Origin of the sequence: Bradyrhizobium sp. HKCCYLR20261, assembly GCF_051168435.1 — a bacterium.
Classification (GTDB): domain Bacteria; phylum Pseudomonadota; class Alphaproteobacteria; order Rhizobiales; family Xanthobacteraceae; genus Bradyrhizobium.
This window is the reverse complement of sequence record NZ_JBNPUZ010000010.1, coordinates 97,286-116,399: the sequence shown is the minus strand read 5'-3', so window position 1 is coordinate 116,399 and position 19,114 is coordinate 97,286. Positions and strand designations below refer to the sequence as shown.

Genomic DNA, 19,114 nt, shown 5'->3' with positions numbered 1-19,114 from the left:
GGAGCAACCTCCATGGATACCATCAAACTCTCGAGGCGCTCGTCGATGTCGACGATGCTCGATCCGGCGATCCTGCTGCCGGCCATCAAGGCGGCGTTCGTCAAGCTCGACCCGCGGCTGATGATCAAGAACCCCGTGATGTTCGTCGTCGAGGTGGTCGCGGCGCTCACCACGGTGATCTTCCTGCGCGACGTCGTCACCGGCGGGGCCAATCTCGGCTTCACCTTCCAGATCATTCTCTGGCTGTGGTTCACCGTGCTGTTCGCCAATTTCGCCGAAGCCGTCGCCGAAGGCCGCGGCAAGGCGCAGGCGGATTCGCTGCGCAAGACCCGCACCGAGAGCCAGGCCAAGCTGCTGACCGGATCGAGCGCGGCTGACCACAGCTACAGACTGGTGGCAGGCACGAGCCTGAAGGTCGGCGACATCGTGCTGGTCGAGGCGGGGGACACCATCCCGTCCGACGGCGAGGTGATCGAAGGCGTCGCGTCGGTCAACGAGGCTGCGATCACCGGCGAGTCCGCACCTGTCATCCGCGAGTCCGGCGGTGACCGTTCGGCGGTGACCGGCGGCACGCAGGTGCTGTCGGACTGGATCCGCGTGCGCATCACGGCCGCCCAGGGCTCGACCTTCATCGATCGCATGATCAGACTGGTCGAGGGCGCCGAGCGGCAGAAGACGCCGAACGAGATCGCGCTCAACATCCTGCTCGCCGGCCTCACCATCATCTTCGTGTTCGCGACCGTCACGATCCCGAGCTACGCGGCCTATGCCGGCGGCTCGATCTCGGTGGTGGTGCTGGTGGCGCTGTTCGTGACCTTGATCCCGACCACGATCGGCGCGCTGCTGTCGGCCATCGGCATCGCCGGCATGGACCGGCTGGTGCGCTTCAACGTGCTGGCGATGTCCGGCCGTGCGGTCGAGGCCGCCGGCGACGTCGATACCCTGCTGCTCGACAAGACCGGCACCATCACGCTCGGCAACCGCCAGGCGACCGCGTTCCGTCCCGTCAGGGGCGTCAGCGAGCAGGAACTCGCCGACGCGGCGCAGCTCGCCTCGCTCGCCGACGAGACGCCGGAAGGGCGCTCGATCGTGGTGCTCGCCAAGGAGAAATACGGCATCCGCGGCCGCGACATGTCCGAGCTCGGCGCCACCTTCGTGCCGTTCACGGCGCAGACCCGCATGAGCGGCGTCGATGCTGGCGGCTCCTCGGTGCGGAAGGGCGCGGTGGACGCGATCCTCAACTATATCAACGGCGGAACGATGCAGATCGCCTCGGGCAATACGATGCGCGCGATCCAGCCGATGGAGAGCGAGCTGGCCCGCGAGATCCGCGCGATCTCGGACGAGATCGCGAAAGCCGGCGGCACGCCACTGGCTGTCGCGAAAGACGGCCGCCTGCTCGGCGTCATCCAGCTCAAGGACATCGTCAAGGGCGGCATCCGCGAGCGCTTCGCCGAGCTGCGCCGCATGGGCATCCGCACCATCATGATCACCGGCGACAATCCGATGACGGCGGCGGCGATCGCGGCCGAAGCCGGGGTCGACGACTTCCTGGCCCAGGCCACCCCCGAGGACAAGCTCAAGCTGATCCGCGACGAGCAGGCCAAGGGCAAGCTGGTGGCGATGTGCGGCGACGGCACCAACGACGCGCCGGCGCTGGCGCAGGCCGATGTCGGCGTCGCCATGAACACGGGCACGCAGGCGGCGCGCGAGGCCGGCAACATGGTCGATCTCGACTCCAACCCGACCAAGCTGATCGAGGTGGTCGAAATCGGCAAGCAGCTGTTGATGACGCGTGGCGCGCTGACCACGTTCTCGATCGCCAACGACGTCGCCAAATACTTCGCGATCATCCCGGCGATGTTCCTGGCGTTCTACCCGCAGCTCGACGTGCTGAACGTGATGCACCTCGCCAGCCCGCAGAGCGCGATCCTGTCGGCGATCATCTTCAACGCGCTGATCATCATCGCGCTGATCCCGCTGGCCCTGAAGGGCGTCGCCTACCGCGCCATCGGCGCCGGCGCGCTGCTCGGCCGCAACCTGCTGATCTATGGCCTAGGCGGCATCATCATCCCCTTCATCGGCATCAAGGCGATCGACCTGCTCGTGACCGCCTTGCATCTGGCCTGACACCCCAATCGCCGTCATTGCGAGCGAAGCGAAGCAATCCAGAGTCTCACACGCCGCCCTGGATTGCTTCGTCGCTTCGCTCCTCGCAATGACGGCAGACATAGGAGAGCTCATCATGCTCAAAGAAATCCGTCCCGCCATCTTCGTTCTGCTCGCACTGACGCTCATCACGGGCCTGCTCTATCCGCTCGGCATGACCGTCGTCGCCGGCACCATCTTCCCGGCGCAGGCCGAGGGCAGCCTGATCACGCGCAACGGCGAGGTGATCGGCTCGGCGCTGATCGGCCAGGAGTTCAAGGACGACAAGTATTTCCACGGCCGGCTCTCGGCGACGACGGCCGCCGACCCGAACGACGCCACCAAGACCGTGCCGGCGCCCTATAACGCCGCCAACTCCTCCGGCTCCAATCTCGGCCCGACCAGCAAGGCGCTGGCCGATCGCGTCAAGGAGGACGTCGACAGGCTCAGGTCCGAGAACCCCGCGCAGCCGGTGCCGGTCGACCTGGTGACATCCTCGGCGAGTGGTCTCGATCCGGACATCTCGCCGGAGGCGGCGCTGTTCCAGGTGCCGCGCATCGCCAAGGCGCGCGGTATCCCTGAGGATCGCGTGCAGGCGCTGGTGGCGAAAAACACCGACGGGCGGCTGATCGGGCTGCTCGGCGAACCCCGCGTTAACGTGCTTGCGCTCAATCTGGCGCTCGATGCCGCAACGGCAACCAAGTAACGGCCAAGTGAGGTCGCCTTGCGCCCTTGTCTTGGCCTCGGGGGACCTCCGTCTATAATGCCGCATGGCCAGCCAACGCCGCGATCCTGATCAGCGTCCCTCGCCGGAAGCCCTGCTCGAGGCAGCCCGGCGGGAGGAGAGTCCTGCCGGCAAGCTCAAGATCTTCGTCGGCGCCGCCCCCGGCGTCGGCAAGACCTATGAGATGCTGTCGAGCGCGCATGCCCGGATGAAGGCCGGCATTGACGTGGTCATTGGCTTCGTCGAGACCCACGGCCGGGTGGAGACCGAGGCGCTGGTGCGCGGGCTCGAGGTGATCCCGCGCAAGCGCATCGCCTACAAGGACCAGGTCATCGAGGAGATGGACCTGGACGCCGTCATCGCACGCCGCCCGAAGCTCGCGATCGTCGACGAGCTCGCGCATACCAACGTCGCCGGCAGCCGGCACCCGAAGCGCTATCTCGACGTCGAGGAGCTGCTGTCGCACGGCATCGACGTCTATACGGCCGTCAACGTCCAGCACATCGAGAGCCTCAACGACGTCGTCGCCCAGATCACCCATGTCCGGGTGCGGGAGACCGTGCCGGATTCGATCTTCGACCGCGCCGACGCGATCGAGCTGATCGACCTCACGCCCGACGACCTGATCCAGCGGCTGAAGGAGGGCAAGGTCTATGTGCCCAAGCAGGCCGAGCGCGCGCTGGAGCATTATTTCTCGCCCGGCAATCTGACCGCCTTGCGCGAGCTGGCGCTGCGCCGGACCGCCGAGCGGGTCGACGAGCAGCTGCTCAACCACATGCAGGCCAACGCCATCGCCGGGCCCTGGGCGGCCGGCGAGCGCATTCTGGTCTGCGTCTCCGAGGATCCGCGCGCCGCGGGCCTCGTGCGCTACACCAAGCGCCTCGCCGACCGGGTCCATGCGCCGTGGACGGCGGTCACGATCGAAACGCGGCGCAATCTCCAGCTCTCGGACAAGCAGCGCGACCGCCTTGCCGATACGCTGCGCCTGGCCGAATCGCTCGGCGGCGAAGCGCTGACCATCCCCGGCGTCGGCCGCCGCATCGCCGACGATCTCATCAGCTTCGCGCAAGGTCACAACGTCACCCAGATCGTCATCGGCAAGTCGCAGCGCTCGCGCCTGTTCGAGATCGTCAGGGGCTCGGTGGTGCACGATCTCGTGCGCCGCGCCGGCCACATCTCCATTCACGTCATTCCCGGCGAGGAGCCGTCGGACGCGGCAGAGCCCGTGGTGCAGACCCGCGCCCGCAGCGAGCCTTTGCGGCCCAAGCCGTATCTGATGGCGCTGCTGATCACGGCCGTCGGCCTCGGTCTCGCCGAGCTGATCCAGCCGTTTTTCGGCATCGAGAATGTCGACCTCGTCTTCCTCACCGCCGTGGTCAGCGTTGCCGCGCGCTACGGGCTGGGGCCGTCGCTGCTGGCGAGCTTCGTCTCCTCGCTCTGCTACAATTTCTTCTTCCTGCCGCCGCTCTACACCTTCACGATCACTGACCCGACCAACGTCGCGGCCTTCTTCTTCTTCATGCTCATCGCGATGCTGGTGTCGAACGTCGCCGCGCGCGTGCGCGTGCAGGCCGATGCGGCGACCCAGCGCATCCGCACCACCGAACAGCTCTATGCCTTCAGCCGCAAGCTTGCGGGCACGGCGACGCTCGACGACGTGCTGTGGGCGACGGCCTATCAGGCCGCGCTGATGCTGAAGGTCCGCGTCGTGCTGCTGCTGCCGCAGGACGGCAAGCTCACCGTGATGGCCGGCTATCCGCCGGAGGATCAGCTCGACGATGCCGATCTCGCCGCCGCGAGCTGGGCGTTCGCCAACGATCGCGCCGCGGGCCGCGGCTCCGACACCTTGCCCGGCGCCAAGCGCCTGTTCCTGCCGATGCGCACCGGCCGCGGCCTGATCGGCGTCATCGGTATCGACGACGACCGCACCGGGCCGCTGCTGACGCCCGACCAGCGCCGGCTGCTCGATGCGCTGGTCGACCAGGGCGCGCTGGCGATCGAGCGCGTGCTGCTGGTCGAGGACATGGACAAGGTCAAGCGCAGCATGGAGCAGGACCGGCTGCGCTCGGCGCTGCTGACCTCGATCTCGCACGACCTCAAGACGCCGCTCGCTTCGGTGCTCGGCGCGGCATCGACCATGCGCGACCTCGCGACGCGGTTGTCCGACCGCGAGAAGCTCGATCTGCTCGCCACCGTCATCGACGAGTCCGAGCGGCTGAACCGGTTCATCGCCAACCTGCTCGACATGACCAAGCTCGAATCCGGTGCCATCAAGCCGAACAGCGCGCTGCATGACCTCGGTGAGATCGTCGGCAGCGCGCTGCGCCGCGCCGGCAAGATCCTGTCGGGCCACACGATCGCGCTGGAGCTTGCCGCAGACCTGCCGATGCTCGAGCTCGACGCCGTGCTGTTCGAGCAGGTGCTGTTCAACCTGCTCGACAATGCCGCGAAATATGCGCCGGCCGGCACGACGATCGAGCTGCGCTCGCGGCGTGACGGCGCCTGGGTGGTGCTCGACGTCAGGGACGAGGGCGACGGCATTCCGCCCGACGAGGTCGAGCACGTGTTCGACAAGTTCTATCGCGTGCAGAAGGGCGACCAGGTGCGCCCCGGCACCGGCCTCGGCCTCGCGATCTCGCGCGGCTTCGTCGAGGCGATGCATGGCCGCATGACCGCGGGCAATCGCACCGACCGCAGCGGCGCCGTTCTCACCATCCGCCTGCCGGTGCCCGCGCAGGTGAGACCTCTGGAGACCGCCGCATGACCGGTGCGCCGATCAAGGTGCTCGTGATCGACGATGAGCCGCCGATCCGAAAACTGCTGCGGATGGGCCTGGCGACGCAGGGCTATGAGATCCTGGAGGCGCCGAGCGGCAAGGTCGCGCTCGAGAAACTCGCCGAGGAACCGGCCTTGATCATCCTCGATCTCGGCCTGCCGGACATCGACGGCCACGAGCTGCTGCGCACCATCCGGGCGCGCAACGACAGCATTCCGGTCGTGGTGCTGTCGAGTCGTGGCGACGAGGCCGGCAAGGTCAAGGCGCTCGATCTCGGCGCCGACGACTACATCACAAAGCCGTTCGGCATGGACGAACTGCTGGCGCGCCTGCGCGCGGCGCTGCGCCATCAGTTGCAGGTCCAGGGCGAGCGCCCGGTGTTCCGCACCGGCGATCTCTCCGTCGATCTCGTTCGCCGCATCGTCAAGCTCGGCGAGCGCGAGATCAAGCTGTCGCCGAAGGAATATGATCTGCTGCGCGTGCTGGTCCAGCACGCCGGCAAGGTCCTGACGCATCGCTTCCTGCTGAAGGAGCTGTGGGACGAACTGACCGACGCGCAATATCTCCGCGTCTACGTCCGCCAGCTCCGCCAGAAGATCGAGACCGATCCGGAGCGCCCGCACTTCGTGCTCACGGAAACCGGCATCGGCTATCGCCTGCGCGCACCGGATTAATGCTTCTTTGCGATGTCGAGCTTCGTATCTCCATGGAGATGCGCCTTCTGGCCGACGCATCCCGAGCTCTCTGCCCCAAGCACTCTGCGCTCCCTCTCCCCGTTCTTACGGGGAGAGGGCTGGGGTGAGGGGCAGCGACACGGGTGGTGCACACCGACACGCGAGAGCTCTCTCCGTCGCGTTAGTTCCTCGAAATCGGAACCATCGCCTGCTCTCGTGATTGTGCTGTCACAGGGAGACCATGTTGATGGCAAAGACAGCACGCAAATACTCCAAGGGCGCCTCCAAGGACGTCGAGCGCGCGATGAAGAAGCGCAAGGCCGGCACGCTGAAGAGCGGCGGCTCCGGCCGCAAGGTCAAGAGCCGCAAGCAGGCGATCGCGATCGGCCTCTCCGAGGCGCGCCGCGAAGGCAAGAAGGTGCCCGCGAAGAAAAGCGCGAAATCGTCGGCGAAGAAGACCGCAAAGAAGTCGTCGAAAAGTTCGAGCAAGAAGAGCACGAAGAAGACAACCAAGAAAACGACGAAGAAGAAGTCGTCGAAGACGAGCTGAGACCTCGGCCTCATGGTTCGAGACGCGCCGCCACGAACACTGCCTTCATGATCCGCTTTCGTGCTCGGCGCTCCTCACCATGAGGGTCTGGCACCCAAAAGGGGGCTTGCACACCGACCATGAACACGCCGATAGGCGTGTTCATGGAAAGGGGCATGCACCGAGGGCGGTCCTGCACATTGACCATCAGTACGCCAGCCGGCGTCTCAATGGAGAGTTGAGGCGTAGAAAGCAGCGCCGTGGCGCTTAACTCTCCATGAACACGCCGGTCGGCATGTTCATGGTCGGTGCGCGGGACCCGTTTCGGTGCCAGACCCTCATGGTGAGGAGCGCCGAGCCGACCTGCGAACCAGACCAAAGGTGCACAGGGCGGCGCGTCTCGAACCATGAGGCCAGGATCGCGAGGCGGGCCTCTCCTGCGTGCTGTCCCCAAGATCCAGGGTCTCGCTAACCCGCCTTCCTCTGCCGCGCCGCCGAGCGATGCGCCTTCTTTGCCGGCCGCCGATGCGCAGGCGCGCGCCGCGACGGCGCCCGTGCCGCCTTCTTCCCACCCTTGCCCAGGCTCTGCTTCAGCGCATCCATCAGGCTGACCACGTTGCCGGACGTCTCCTCCGGCTCCGGCAGCTTGATCGGCTTGCCCGAGGCCTTGCGCTTGACCAGCGCCTTCAGCGCGGTCTCGTACTGGTCCTTGAACTCCGACGGTTTGAAGTGTGCGGCCTTGGTCTGGAGGATGTGGCCCGCCAGCTCCACCATGTCCTTGGTGATCTTCGGCGACTTGATGTCGTCGAAGAACTCCGCCTCGTCGCGTAGCTCGTAGGGGAAGCGCATGGTGGTGCCGAGCATGCCCTTGCCCATCGGCTCGATGGCGATGATGTGCTCGCGATGCGTCAGCACGATGCGCGCCAGCGCGACCCGGTCCTGGTCCTTCATGGCGTCGCGGATCACCGCGAAGGCGTCGATCGCGGCCTTGCCGTCGGGGGCAATATAATAGGGGTGGTTGAGATAGCGCTGGTCGATCTCGTCGCGCGGCACGAAGCTGTCGATGTCGATCGTATGGTTGCTCTCGATCTGGACCGCCTCCAGCTCCTCCGGTTCGATCTCGACATACTGTCCCTTGGACAGCTCATAGCCGCGGCCCTTCTGATCGCCCTCGACGATGTCGCCGGTCTCGGCGTCGATCATCTGCTGCTTCAGCCGGTTGCCGGTCTCGCGGTTGATCAGGTGGAAGCGCGTCTTCTCCACGGATGTGGACGCCGGATAGAGCACGACAGGACAACTGACGAGCGAGAGTTTGAGCGAGCCTTTCCAATAGGCGCGGGGGGCCATCGGGATCTCCGTGAACGGTGAGGACAGCGTTGCAACGGATAAGTCGTCGTTGCGGTTCCGTGTGCAGCGGCTTGGAGCAATTACCCCGGATGCGCCGCCTGTTTGTTACTCGTCATGCCCGGGCTTGTCCCGGGCATCCACGTCGACCCGCATCCGCCGAACGACGTGGATGGCCGGGACAAGCCCGGCCATGACGCCGTGGAAGTAGCGGGTATGATCGGCTCTGCATAGCGAAAGGGGGCGTTACGATGGAGCATGCCCGTCGGGTTACTATGTCGCACCAACAATCCCTTGCCACGTCGGGTAAATCAGGCCGATCTTTCCGCGCATCCCGCCTCATGCAGAGGGCGTACGCGTCGTCACGATACGTGGAGTGTGGGAGGCGATGGACGAGACGGCAGCGTGCGCTGTCATGCGCGGACGAGCGCGGCCTCTCGGACGTGAAGTCGCGTGGTCCTGGCGCCCCGATGCTGGCGTCAAGTCCGTGCTGCCGGCCAGGCGCGCGGGCGACGGTGGCTAACAAGCCGGACACCGGGGAGATCGCGAAGTAAGCGTTAACACCATCGCGCAGGGAAGGCCGGTTGAGGGCCGTACCTGTGGTGACTGCCGCCTGCTTTTCGTGTTGCAGGCGGGCCATGGGCCGCGGTCAGCACCCGGCCTTCCCTGCACCCTCTCGCGTGTCGCGGAGGGCGGACGGCGGCAACACCCGAGCTCCAACGAGCGCCGGGAACGCGGAACTTTGCCCGGTGTTATCCAACAGGATCGGCCGGTTCCACGACCCCGCCGGCTTTGCTACGCTACCGCTCAACGCGAGGGATCACCGTGGCGCTCAAGAAGCTCTCCACCTATCGCAAGAAACGTGATTTCGAGAAAACGGCAGAGCCGTCCGGCGAGGCCAAGGTCGCGCCGGCCGACCGTCCGCGCTTCGTCATTCAGAAGCACGACGCCACCCGGCTGCACTACGATCTCAGGCTCGAATTCGGCGGCGTCTTCAAGTCTTGGGCGGTGACCAAGGGGCCGTCGCTCGATCCGCACGACAAGCGGCTCGCGGTGGAGGTCGAGGATCATCCGCTCGATTATGGCGATTTCGAAGGCACCATTCCCGAAGGCGAGTATGGCGGCGGCACCGTCATGCTGTGGGACCGCGGCACTTGGGAGAGCGACGATCCCGAGCGCGGCTTCAAGAAGGGCGATCTGAAGTTCACGCTGGACGGCGAGAAGCTGCATGGCAGCTGGGTGCTGGTGCGGATGCGCCACGACCGCACCGGCGGCAAGCGCACCAATTGGCTGCTGATCAAGCATCGCGACGAATTCGCCAGGGAGGGCGAGGCGAACGACATCCTCGAGGCCGACAAGTCGGTCGCGTCGGGACGCTCGATGGAGCAGATCGCCGCCGGCAAGGGCAAGGCGCCGAAGCCGTTCATGCTGGCCAAGACGCAGCGCATGAATGCCGATGCCGTGTGGCACTCCAACCGCGGCGATAGCGAGACGAAGATCAACAAGGGATCGACCAAGGCGCCGTCGCCAAAAGCCAAAGCCGCAAGAGCCAAGGCCACGAAGGCCAGTGGCGCGAAGGCCCAGCGTGCGACGAAGACCATCGAGCCCAAAACCGTCGCGTCGCTGCCCGACTTCGTGCCGCCCGAGCTCTGTACCTCCGTCGCGGCGCCGCCGAGCGGCGAGGGCTGGGCGCACGAGATCAAGTTCGACGGCTATCGCGTGCAGATCCGGGTCGAGGACGGCCAGGCGACCTTGAAGACGCGCAAGGGCCTCGACTGGACCGCCAAGTTCGGCGCGATCGCGGAAGCCGCGGCCAAGCTGCCGGATGCGATCATCGATGGCGAGATCGTCGCGCTCGACAAGGACGGCAACCCGAACTTCTCGGCGCTGCAGGCGGCGATCTCGTCCGGGCAGACGGATGAGCTGGTGTTCTTTGCCTTCGACCTGATGTTCGTCGAGGAGTTCGACCTGCGCCGCCAGCCGCTGCGCGAGCGGAAGGCACGCCTGGCGAAGCTGCTGAAGGCGAACATGAAGGGCAGGACGCCCGTTATCCGCTATGTCGAGCATTTCGAGAGCGACGGCGAGGCCGTGCTGGACTCGGCACGCAAGCTGAACCTCGAAGGCATCGTCTCGAAGAAGCTGGACTCCGCCTATCACTCCGGGCGCACCGAGAGCTGGACCAAGGCCAAGACGCGGCCCGGCCACGAGGTCGTCATCGGCGGCTGGAAGACGACCAACGGCAAATTCCGCTCGCTGATGGTCGGCGTCAACAAGGACGACCATCTCGCTTATGTCGGCATCGTCGGCACCGGCTTCGGCCAGGATATGGTGAAGGAGATCATGCCGGCGCTGAAGGCGGCTGCCTCCGACAAGAGCCCGTTCAGCGGCAAGAATGCGCCGCGCAAGGCGCGCGAGGTGCATTGGCTGAAGCCTGAGCTCGTCGCCGAGATCGAGTTCGCCGGCTGGACCGCAGACAACAATGTCAGGCAGGCCTCGTTCAAGGGACTGCGCCAGGACAAGCCGGCGCATGAGGTTGTTGCCGAGGAGCCGGTCGTCACGGCAAAGGTGACGAAGCCGGTGGCGCGCGCCGCGGCGACAGTCGCCACCGGCGGCACGACCGTGCACAAGACGCCGTCGCGATCCAAGAGTTCGGCGACAGTGATGGGCGTCGCGATCTCCAAGCCGGACAAGGCGCTGTGGCCGGATGCCGGTGACGGCGAGCCGGTGACCAAGCTCGATCTCGCCAACTACCTCGAAGCCGTCGGCGACTGGATGATCGATCATCTCAAAGGGCGCCCGTGCTCGATCGTGCGTGCGCCCGACGGCATCGGCGGCGAGCGGTTTTTCCAGCGGCACGGCATGCAAGGCATGTCCGATCTGCTGGAGCTGGTGAAAGTGTCCGGCGATCGAAAGCCCTATCTGCAGATCGACCGGGTCGAGGGCCTCATCGCGGTGGCGCAGGTCGCCGCGGTCGAGCTGCATCCGTGGAATTGCGCGCCGGATGCCTACGACGTGCCGGGACGCCTGGTGTTCGATCTCGATCCGGCGCCGAACGTCGCGTTCGAGGAGGTGATCGCCGCGGCCAAGGAGATGCGGCAGCGCCTGAAGACGCTGGGCCTGGAGAGCTTCTGCAAGACCACTGGAGGCAAAGGCTTGCATGTGGTCACGCCGCTGCTGCATGGCGCGCGCGATAAGGTGACGTGGCCAGAGGCGAAGGCGTTTGCGCAGGGCGTGTGCCAGTGGATGGCCAATGACCATCCTGAGGATTACCTGCTGAACATGTCGAAGAAGCTGCGCAAAGGGAAGATCTTCCTCGACTATCTGCGCAATGATCGGATGTCGACCGCGGTCGCGGTGCTGTCGCCGCGGGCGCGCGACGGTGCGACCGTGTCGATGCCGATCACCTGGGCGCAGGTGAAGAATGGGCTGGATCCGAAGCGCTTTACGGTTCGCACAGTGCCGGGGTTGTTGGCCAAGACTAAGGCGTGGGATGGCTATGATGACGCGGCAGGAGCGATCAAGCCGGCGATCAAAAAGCTGACGGACAAATTGTGAGAGGCTGTTAGGACGTTCGGGCAGACATGGCCAATGCCACGTCTGCCCGAAGAATTATCGCACCTGAATCAAATCCGTCCGAGCAGGACCAGGATCAGCACGATAACGATGATCAGGCCGAGGCCGCCGCCGCCGTAATAGCCGGTGCCGTAGAACGGGCCGCCGCCGATGCCGGAGAAGCCGCCGAGCAGGGCGATGATGAGAATGATGAGGATGATCGTTCCGATGGACATGTACTTCCCTCCAGAGCCCGGCAGCGGGGCGGTGCGTCACTCTGCCTTCGCCGAGGAAACTGGTCGGAACTTCGAAAGTTCCGGAAGTGGATCAGGTAAAATAAGGGGTGTGGCTTTGCGGTCGGTGCGCGGCGTGACTACATCAGGACGGTTGTTAGTCAGGAGATTGCGATGTCAAGGCCGCTTGTCGTTTCCATTCCGCACCGTCTCGGCAAGGACGAGGCGGTGCGTCGGCTGCAATCCGGACTGAGCAGGGCCGCGAGCAGTCTTCCGGTGCTCAGCGTCGATGAGGAGCGCTGGGAGGGTGACAAGATGTTCTTTCGCGTGCGCGCGCTCGGGCAGGCGGCGTCCGGCCATGTCGACGTCGGCGAGGATCGCGTCCAGGTCGAGGTTACGCTGCCCTGGCTGCTGCAGCGCTTTGCCGAAGCCGCGCAGAACGCCATCCGCAGTCGCGGCCAGCTGTTGCTGACGAAGAAGAGCTGATCAGCTCTGCGGCGCCAATGCAGGCGCTGGCTTGGCACTGTGATCGGAGGAACTTTCCACGCGGGCCGCAAGCACCGCAGCCGGGAGATGGGTGAACAGCGCGGAGACGGGGAGGGCGCCGTTCTGGATCTGAGGTGCGGAATAGCCGGGAAGATGCACGTTCGCGTCGAACGCATCCGCATGCGGCCAGACGCGGCCGCTATCCGTGAACGGCGCCAGCGTGCGAGCGGCGACCACGATCACCGCCTCGCGGCCGCGACGGCGCGCGAAGGCGAGGATGTGTTCGGCATGACGGCCGGTGACCTCGAGCGGTTCGTAAGAGCCGTCGGTGAACACCGTAGCGAGTTCGTTGCGGAGCTTGATGAGCTGCCGCGTCCAGGCCAGTTTGATGCGACCGTCCGGCCAGTGGTCTGCGAGGGCAGCCCAGTCCGGCGCTTCGCTCTCGCGCAGCGCCTGCTCGCGCGCGGCAAAATCGACCGGGCGGCGGTTGTCGGGATCGACCATCGACAGATCCCAGAACTCCGTGCCCTGGTAGAAATCGGGCACGCCCGGCATCGTCACCTTCAGCGTGACCTGCGTCAGCGAATTGAGTGCCCCGAGCAGCGCCACGCGTTTGGCGACGGTCTCCAGCGACTGCAGGAACTCCGCCGAATGCTGGCGGTCCAGGACGCGCTCGATGAAGGCGCGCAATCCGGCCTCATACGCCTCGTTCGGATTGAGCCAGCTGGTCTCCTGCTTGCCCTCCCGCGCCGCCTTCAGCGCATAGGCCTGCAAGCGCTCGGGGAGGCTGTCGTCCCAGCCCGTGGCGGGCCAGATGCCGACCAGGGTCTGGTAGAGCATGTATTCGAACGTCGCCGATGGCGCCCGCATGGAGCCGTCGGTGACGACATGCGGCGCGTTCATGGTCTTCCAGCGTGCCACCGCCGAGGTCCAGTCGTGGGGCAGCTCGGTGAGCGCGGCAAGGCGCGTGCGCGCATCCTCGCCGCGTTTGGTGTCATGGGTGGCGGTGGCCGTCATGCCGTGCGGCCAGTGCTTGGCGCGATCCTGCATCAGCTCGTGGAAGTCGGAAATCGCCATCGCATGCGCCGACGGATCGCCGCCGACCTCGTTGAGCGCGAGCAGCCGGTGGAAGCGATAGAAGCCGGTGTCCTCCAGCGACTTCGCCATGACAGGCCCGGTGAACTGCTGCACCTTCAGCGCAAAGCGGCGCACGCGCGGGACGGAGTGGGTGGTGTTGCGGTCACGCTTGATGAGGTCCATCGTCAGCGCGTCGCGCAGGAAATCGAAGATCGAGCCGTCGGACGCGAACCATTCGGCGCGGGCGCCGGCAATGGCATGGTCGATCAGCTTGCGGTCCGCCTCGGTCGGACCGGCGCCGGTGAGATAGGTGCGGTAGACCGGGAAGTGCAGCACGTACAATTCGAGCGCCTGTCGCAGGCTGTCCTCGGAATAGTCGCGCGTGGAGTAGTGGCCGTTGGCGATGCGTGCGAGCAGGCGCGTCAGCACGGTGAACTCGGAGGTCAGCAACGTCTCCAGCACGCGCCGCTTGGCTTCCTTGATGACGGGCGCAAGCTTCGGCGGCTTGTTGCTGATCTGGCGCCAGATCTCGTCGAGCGGCTCCAGCCCCTTGCCATCGATCAGGAGCTGCGTGATGACGTTCATCCACTCGTAGCCGGTGGTGCCGTGAACGCCGGCAAAGCTCGGCAGCTTCTCGTGCTCGCAGAGGATCTTTTCAATGACCACATAGAAAGGTCCGACCGCCGGCCCACGCGCGTCGCGAATGAGACGACGCAGGCGCTGGAAGTATTGCGCGGGATCGCGCAGGCCGTCGATGTGGTCGAGCCGCAGCCCCTGCAATTGGCCGTCTGCGATCAGCTTCTTGACGAGCCGATGGATCGCCTCGAACGTGCCGGCATCCTCGACGCGAAGGCCGGCCAGCGTGTTGACGTCGAAGAAGCGGCGGTAGTTGATGTCGCTGGATGCCAGCCGCCAATGGCCGAGCTTGTAGTGCTGCCGCTCCAGCAGATGGTGCAGAGCCAGTGTCTGCGCAGGGCGACCTTCGCCCGCCTTGTAGGCCGAGAGGCCGCGAGCAATGACGTCGGCAGCACCGGCAATGGCCTTGAGCGCGGCCTTGAAGCCCGGCGCTTCCTTGCGGTTCGGATGGCGCAGGCCGGGGTAGCGCGAGGCAAGCTCCAGGATGGCCTTGCCGGCCTCGCTGCTGTCCTCGCCGGCATCCTTGACGATAATGCGCAGCATCTCGCCGTAACGCTCCGGTGCGACCGGCAATCGGTGCTCGAAGTACCAGCAGGAGAACGAGCCTTCGTCCGGATCGTAGCGCAGCTCGATGTCGCCATGTTCGAGCGCATGGCCGTAGGAGGTGCCGATGATCGGCAGCAGCACGCCGCCGCGCGCGCGATAGGGCAACTGGTCCCAGTCGATGTCGAACGAGGCCGCGTGCGGCGAGGCCTGGCCCCATTCGAGCACGTCGAGCCACCAGGGATTGTCGTCGAAATGCACGCCGACATGGTTGGGCACGAAATCGAGGATCAGGCCGAGGTCGTGCGCCTTCAGCGCTGCGCTGAGCTTGGCAAAGCCGTCCTCGCCGCCGAGCTCCGGATTGAGCTTGGTATGGTCGGTGATGTCATAGCCGTGGGTCGAGCCCTTGCGCGCCGTCATGAACGGCGAGGCGTAGACATGGCTGATGCCGAGCGCCTTCAGGTACGGCACGATGCGCGCCGCCGCCTCGAAGTTGAAGTCGGCGGTGAGCTGCAGGCGATAGGTCGCGAGCGGAATGGCTGGAGGCATGACTATCCTCCGATGCTCCAGAACACCGACCAGGGCGGCAGACAGTCCCCCGGCGTGCCGCCCCAGATTGGCGTGCTCGTGAGCAGGCTCGCATCACCCGCGATCTCCGTGTCGGAGACGTTGGCGAGCAGCCGCAGCGTGGTGCTGTCGCCCATGACCCAATGTGCACTGAGGCGGCCGTCTTCGGTGACGTCGGCCTTGCCGAAGCTCGCGCCCGGCAGTCGCGGCGCTACATGCCGGTGGCGCGCGACGAGCAGATTGCGCACCAGCGCCAGTCGCTCGCGACCAGGAGACTCGTTGCGCGCGTCCCAATCGATGATCGCGGACTTGAACGTCTCGATGTCGAGCGGATCGGGCACCTCGTCGCCATACTTGGCATACGCCCACTCATATTCCCTACGGCGTCCCTTGCGCACGGCGTTCGCGAGATCGCCCTTGAAGTCGCAGAAGAACGGGAAAGGCTGCTTCGAGCCCCATTCCTCGCCCATGTACAGCATCGGCACGGTCGGCGCGAGCAGGGTCACGGCGAGCGCGGCCGCGATGCCTTCGGGCGGGGCCAGCGCTTCGAGACGGTCGCCGAACACGCGGTTGCCGATCTGGTCGTGGTTCTGCAGGAAATTCACGAACGCGCCGGGGGCGAGATGACCGCTCGGTTCGCCCCTGGCAATGCCTCCCCAGAAGGCGGCCTGCTCGCCCTGATAGACGAAGCCGGACGCGAGGGCGCGCGCGAGCCCGCTGCGCGGCGATTGCTGGTAGTCGCCATAATAGCCGCCGGTCTCGCCGGTCAGCATCACGTGCCAGACATGGTGATAGTCATCATTCCACTGCGCGCGGAACTTGCCGCGCGGCGGATCTTCAGCGGCGTCGAGCATGCTGGCGCGGTTGTCGCCGTTTTCGAGCACGAGATGGATGTGTCGCCCCGTCTGCGCGGCGAGCTCGCCGACCGCCGCACTGAGATCGTGCAGCATCGGGATCTCACCCTCATTATGGAGGATGTGATTGACGGCGTCGAAGCGCAGTCCGTCGAAGCGATAGTCGGTCAACCAATGCAACGCGTTCTCGATCGCGAAGGCGCGCACCTCCTGCTTGCGGTAGTCGATGGCGCTGCCCCATGGCGTGTGGGCGTCGGTGAAGAAGGTCGGGGCATAGCGGCCGATGTAGTTCCCCTCGGGACCGAAATGATTGTAGACGACGTCGAGGAACACCATCAGACCGCGCAGGTGCGCCTCGTCGATCAGCGCGCGCAGATCGTCGGGACGGCCGTAGACGTGATCGGGCGCGTAGAGCAGTACGCCGTCATAGCCCCAGTTGCGCGAGCCGGCGAAGTCCGCCAGCGGCATCAACTCGAGCGCGGTGATGCCGGTCTCGACGAGGTGATCGAGCTTGTCGATCATCGCCCTGTAAGTGCCGTCCTGGGTGAAGGTGCCGACATGGCTTTCCAGGAACACCGCATCCTGCCACGGCCGTCCACGCCACTCCTTGGAGCGCCAGGTGTAGGTGCTGTGATCGATCACCTCGCTCGGGCCGAACACATCCTCGGGCTGGAAGTCGGAGCCGGGATCGGGAACGTCGAGCTCGTCATCAATACGAAACTTGTAGCGCGCGCCGCCGCCGACGCCGGGGACATCGAGCGTGTACCAGCCGCCGTCGCCGCGCTGCATCTCATGACGTCCGTCGAGCACCAGATCGACCCGCTCGGCGGCGGGCGCCCACAGCCGGAAGGTCGTGCCGTTGGCGGTGATGCGAGGTCCGAATTGACGCGCGCTCATGACAGGCCCGCATACGCCAGGACAGAGCGGGGTGGTGCCTTCAGGTCAGCCCCTGCTGCGAAGTCGGCCTGCTTCTGCTGGGCTTGGGTGGTGTCGAGAACCTGTTGCCAAATCTTGGTTTCGGCGAGCTTGGGCAATTTGAATCCGATCTCTTCGGGGGCGGCGTTCAGAACGATAAAGATCGGAGCCTGTTCCTGTTCCACCGGGCCGAGCACATAGGCGAGAAATCGTCCGTCGGGAAAAGTCCAGTCGGTCTGCGTCATTTCCTCCGCCGCAGGCGTCAGCCACAACACGCCGAAGCTGCCGTCGGAGCGGCGGCCATCCAACCAGCGGCGCGCGCGGATCTGGCCGAAGCGACGGCGCAATTCTGTCATGTGCGCGATGAAGTCGGTGAGGTCGTCGCCCTCGCGGCCGATGCCGCTCCAATCGACCCAGCCGACCTCGTTGTCCTGGCAATAAGCGTTGTTGTTGCCGTGTTGCGAGTTGCCGACCTCGTCGCCCGCGAGCAGCAGCGGCAGGCCCTGCGCCAGGAACAGACAGGCGAGCTGGTTTTTGCGCGACTGCCGCCGCAGCGCATTGATCGTGACGTCGTCGGTCGGCCCTTCATGGCCGAAATTGTTGCTGTGATTGTCGTTGGAGCCGTCGCGATTGTCCTCGCCATTGGCCTCGTTGTGCTTGCTGTTGTAGGCGAACAGATCGGCCAGTGTGAAACCGTCATGGACGGTGACGTGGTTGACGCTGGCGCGCTGGGTGCGGCCGTCATGGTTGAAGATGTCGGACGAGCCGGTCATGCGGCTCGAGACTTCGCCGATCAGGCTGCCTTCGCCGCTCCAGTAGCGCCGCATGGCGCTGCGATAGCGGTCGTTCCACTCCGACCATTGCGACGGGAAGGCGCCGACCTGGTAGCCGCCGAGGCCGACGTCCCAGGGCTCGGCGACCAGCTTGACGCCGGCCAGAACAGGGTCCTGCCGGATCGCGGTGAGGAAACCGCTGCGCCGGTCGAAGCCGTGCTTCTCGCGCGCCAAGGTCGTGGCGAGGTCGAAGCGGAAGCCGTCGACATGGCAGACCTCGACCCAATAGCGCAGGGAATCCATCACCATTTGCAGCACGCGCGGATGCGTGAGATTCACCGACGAGCCGCATCCGGTGAAGTCGTCATAGAAGCGCGGATTGTCGGGCTTGAGCCAATAATAGGAGGCGTTGTCGATGCCGCGGTAGCACAGCGTCGGCCCGAGATGGTTGCCTTCGGCGGTGTGGTTGTAGACGACGTCGAGCATGACCTCGATGCCGGCATCGTGCAGCCGCGCGATGGTCGTCCTGAATGCGTCGAGCGGATTGTCCTGCGCGTAGCGCTGCTCCGGCGCGAAGAACGAGATCGTGTTGTAGCCCCAGTAATTGACCAGCTTCTTCTCGACCAGCATGCGGTCGTCGATGAAGGCATGGATCGGAAGCAACTCGACCGTGGTCACGCCGAGCCGCTTCAGATGCTTGATCATCGCCGGCGACGACAGGCCGCCATAGGTGCCGCGGAGGTTCGGCGGCACGTCGTCGCGCTTGTTGGTCAGGCCCTTGACGTGGGCCTCGTAGATGATCGTGTCCTCCCATGGGATCTGCGGCCGCATCTCGCGCCGGCCCCAGTTGAAGGTCTCGTCGATGACGACGGCCTTGGGCATGCCGCGCGCATTGTCGCGGCGGTCGAACGACAGGTCCTCGCGCGGCGAGCCGGCGCGGTAGGCGAAATGCGCGTCGCTCCAGACCAGCCGGCCGGCGAGGCGCTTAGCATAGGGGTCGAGCAGCAGCTTGTTGGCGTTGAAGCGGTGGCCGCGCTCCGGCTCGTACGGGCCATAGACGCGGTAGCCATAGAGCTGGCCCGGCGAGACGTCGTTCAGGTAGCCGTGCCAGACGTCCTCGGTCCGCTCCGGCAGCTCGATGCGTTCGATCTCGCGCCGGCCCTGGCTGTCGAACAGGCAGAGCTCGACCTTCTCGGCATTGGCGGAAAACAACGCAAAATTCGTCCCCCGTCCGTCCCAGGTGGCGCCGAGACGGGCGTGGCTTCCTGCGGCCAAGCGCATGG

The 19,114-nt window shown here is 65.7% G+C and carries 12 protein-coding genes; 7 read left to right on the top strand and 5 right to left on the bottom strand.

Annotated features, from left to right (window positions below):
• Nucleotides 1–12 precede the first annotated feature (12 nt).
• The 5 genes from kdpB (at nt 13) to ACQR1L_RS22790 (ending at nt 6,872) form a co-directional block, all read left to right on the top strand.
• The gene (kdpB, locus tag ACQR1L_RS22810) at nt 13–2,130 is read left to right on the top strand and encodes a potassium-transporting ATPase subunit KdpB (protein ID WP_434860167.1); all 2,118 of its coding nucleotides are present in this window, start codon (nt 13–15) and stop codon (nt 2,128–2,130) included.
• 115 nt (nt 2,131–2,245) lie between these two features.
• Nucleotides 2,246–2,854 (top strand): K(+)-transporting ATPase subunit C, encoded by a 609-nt coding sequence (locus tag ACQR1L_RS22805; protein WP_434860166.1) that lies wholly within the window; start codon nt 2,246–2,248, stop codon nt 2,852–2,854.
• 64 nt (nt 2,855–2,918) lie between these two features.
• Complete coding sequence (locus tag ACQR1L_RS22800; RefSeq protein WP_434860165.1) at nt 2,919–5,636, top strand: DUF4118 domain-containing protein; 2,718 nt, start codon at nt 2,919–2,921, stop codon at nt 5,634–5,636.
• Complete coding sequence (locus ACQR1L_RS22795; protein ID WP_434860164.1) at nt 5,633–6,322, top strand: response regulator; 690 nt, start codon at nt 5,633–5,635, stop codon at nt 6,320–6,322. Before ACQR1L_RS22800 ends, ACQR1L_RS22795 begins: the two co-directional genes overlap by 4 nt.
• A 247-nt stretch (nt 6,323–6,569) precedes the next feature.
• Complete coding sequence (locus tag ACQR1L_RS22790) at nt 6,570–6,872, top strand: DUF6496 domain-containing protein (protein ID WP_434860163.1); 303 nt, start codon at nt 6,570–6,572, stop codon at nt 6,870–6,872.
• Between the two features lie 447 nt (nt 6,873–7,319).
• On the opposite strand, the gene ACQR1L_RS22785 is transcribed toward ACQR1L_RS22790, so the two are convergent.
• Nucleotides 7,320–8,198, bottom strand: a complete 879-nt coding sequence (locus tag ACQR1L_RS22785; RefSeq protein WP_434860162.1) for a Ku protein — start codon at nt 8,196–8,198, stop codon at nt 7,320–7,322.
• 822 nt (nt 8,199–9,020) lie between these two features.
• Between ACQR1L_RS22785 and ligD the strand changes: the two genes are divergently transcribed.
• On the top strand, nt 9,021–11,750 hold the full coding sequence (gene ligD / locus ACQR1L_RS22780; RefSeq protein WP_434860161.1) for a DNA ligase D: 2,730 nt from the start codon (nt 9,021–9,023) through the stop codon (nt 11,748–11,750).
• A gap of 68 nt (nt 11,751–11,818) precedes the next feature.
• On the opposite strand, the gene ACQR1L_RS22775 is transcribed toward ligD, so the two are convergent.
• Complete coding sequence (locus ACQR1L_RS22775; RefSeq protein ID WP_006614022.1) at nt 11,819–11,983, bottom strand: DUF3309 family protein; 165 nt, start codon at nt 11,981–11,983, stop codon at nt 11,819–11,821.
• 171 nt (nt 11,984–12,154) lie between these two features.
• Here ACQR1L_RS22775 and ACQR1L_RS22770 point away from each other — a divergent pair, with 171 nt between their 5' ends.
• Nucleotides 12,155–12,466: a polyhydroxyalkanoic acid system family protein gene (locus tag ACQR1L_RS22770; RefSeq protein WP_434860160.1), complete on the top strand. Its 312-nt coding sequence runs from the start codon at nt 12,155–12,157 to the stop codon at nt 12,464–12,466.
• Here the strand turns inward: ACQR1L_RS22770 and treY are convergent, their stop codons facing one another.
• From treY to glgX, 3 genes are read right to left on the bottom strand one after another with little or no spacing between them, the layout of a single operon-like run.
• Nucleotides 12,467–15,271: a malto-oligosyltrehalose synthase gene (gene treY, locus ACQR1L_RS22765; protein WP_434860159.1), complete on the bottom strand. Its 2,805-nt coding sequence runs from the start codon at nt 15,269–15,271 to the stop codon at nt 12,467–12,469.
• 2 nt (nt 15,272–15,273) lie between these two features.
• Nucleotides 15,274–17,040, bottom strand: coding sequence for a malto-oligosyltrehalose trehalohydrolase (gene treZ, locus ACQR1L_RS22760; RefSeq protein ID WP_434860158.1), 1,767 nt, complete (start codon nt 17,038–17,040; stop codon nt 15,274–15,276).
• Nucleotides 17,037–19,112: a glycogen debranching protein GlgX gene (gene glgX / locus ACQR1L_RS22755; RefSeq protein WP_434860157.1), complete on the bottom strand. Its 2,076-nt coding sequence runs from the start codon at nt 19,110–19,112 to the stop codon at nt 17,037–17,039. Before glgX ends, treZ begins: the two co-directional genes overlap by 4 nt.
• Nucleotides 19,113–19,114 lie beyond the last annotated feature (2 nt).

What these genes read in the sequence shown, in the direction of transcription:
- kdpB (WP_434860167.1), top strand. Translation starts at nt 13, where the DNA reads ATGGATACCATCAAACTCTCGAGGCGCTCGTCGATGTCGACGATGCTC.
- ACQR1L_RS22805 (WP_434860166.1), top strand. Translation starts at nt 2,246, where the DNA reads ATGCTCAAAGAAATCCGTCCCGCCATCTTCGTTCTGCTCGCACTGACG.
- ACQR1L_RS22800 (WP_434860165.1), top strand. Translation starts at nt 2,919, where the DNA reads ATGGCCAGCCAACGCCGCGATCCTGATCAGCGTCCCTCGCCGGAAGCC.
- ACQR1L_RS22795 (WP_434860164.1), top strand. Translation starts at nt 5,633, where the DNA reads ATGACCGGTGCGCCGATCAAGGTGCTCGTGATCGACGATGAGCCGCCG.
- ACQR1L_RS22790 (WP_434860163.1), top strand. Translation starts at nt 6,570, where the DNA reads ATGGCAAAGACAGCACGCAAATACTCCAAGGGCGCCTCCAAGGACGTC.
- ACQR1L_RS22785 (WP_434860162.1), bottom strand. Translation starts at nt 8,198, where the DNA reads ATGGCCCCCCGCGCCTATTGGAAAGGCTCGCTCAAACTCTCGCTCGTC.
- ACQR1L_RS22775 (WP_006614022.1), bottom strand. Translation starts at nt 11,983, where the DNA reads ATGTCCATCGGAACGATCATCCTCATCATTCTCATCATCGCCCTGCTC.
- ACQR1L_RS22770 (WP_434860160.1), top strand. Translation starts at nt 12,155, where the DNA reads ATGTCAAGGCCGCTTGTCGTTTCCATTCCGCACCGTCTCGGCAAGGAC.
- treY (WP_434860159.1), bottom strand. Translation starts at nt 15,271, where the DNA reads ATGCCTCCAGCCATTCCGCTCGCGACCTATCGCCTGCAGCTCACCGCC.
- treZ (WP_434860158.1), bottom strand. Translation starts at nt 17,040, where the DNA reads ATGAGCGCGCGTCAATTCGGACCTCGCATCACCGCCAACGGCACGACC.
- glgX (WP_434860157.1), bottom strand. Translation starts at nt 19,112, where the DNA reads ATGCGCTTGGCCGCAGGAAGCCACGCCCGTCTCGGCGCCACCTGGGAC.